The sequence below is a fragment of the Methylobacterium sp. J-067 genome (assembly GCF_022829465.1).
In the GTDB taxonomy this organism is placed as follows: Bacteria; Pseudomonadota; Alphaproteobacteria; order Rhizobiales; family Beijerinckiaceae; genus Methylobacterium; species Methylobacterium litchii.
Genome location: NZ_JAKSXZ010000134.1, coordinates 1 through 673 on the forward strand (window position 1 = coordinate 1; position 673 = coordinate 673).

Here is a 673-nt window from a genome sequence, read left to right on the forward strand (position 1 = left end):
GGGCTGATGCGCGAGGACCTGTTCATGGTCTCGGCCGAGCACTTCATCTCGGACACGGCCTCCTACGCCGACATCCTGCTGCCGGCCACGATGGGCGCCGAGATGGAGGACATGATCCTCTCCTGGGGCCACCTCTACCTGACCTACAACACCAAGTGCGCCGAGGCGCCCGGCGAGGCGATCCCGAACAACGAGATCTTCCGCCGGCTCGCCGCCCGGCTCGGCTACGAGGAGGAGAACTTCAAGTGGACCGATTCCGAGTGCCTTGAGCACTACGTGGACTGGAACGCCCCGGCCTGCGAGGGCATCGACCTCGCCTACATGCGCGAGCACGGCTTCGCCCGCCTGAAGGTCGGCACGCCCGACGATCGGGCGCCCCACCGCGAGGGCAACTTCCCGACGCCGACCGGCAAGTGCATGCTGAAGGTCGAGGGCGCCACAAACTTTGTCGCGCCGCCGTTCCGCCAGATGTACGAGGGCTTCCAGCCCGGCGAGGCGCTCGATCCGCTGCCGGATTACCTCGGCCCGCGCGAGTCGCACACGAACGACCCGGAACTTGCTAAGCGTTTCCCGCTCAACATCGTCTCGCCCAAGAGCCACTACTTCCTGAACTCCTGCTACGCGAACATGGAGGACAAGCAGAAGGGCCAGGGCGAGCAGTTCGTGATGATCA

The 673-nt window shown here is 65.5% G+C and carries 1 protein-coding gene; it reads left to right on the forward strand.

All coding sequences use genetic code 11. The features are described 5' to 3' along the window. Nucleotides 1–673, forward strand: a 673-nt coding sequence (locus tag MKK52_RS19865) for a molybdopterin-dependent oxidoreductase (protein WP_243956734.1), incomplete at both ends; no start/stop codon positions are given.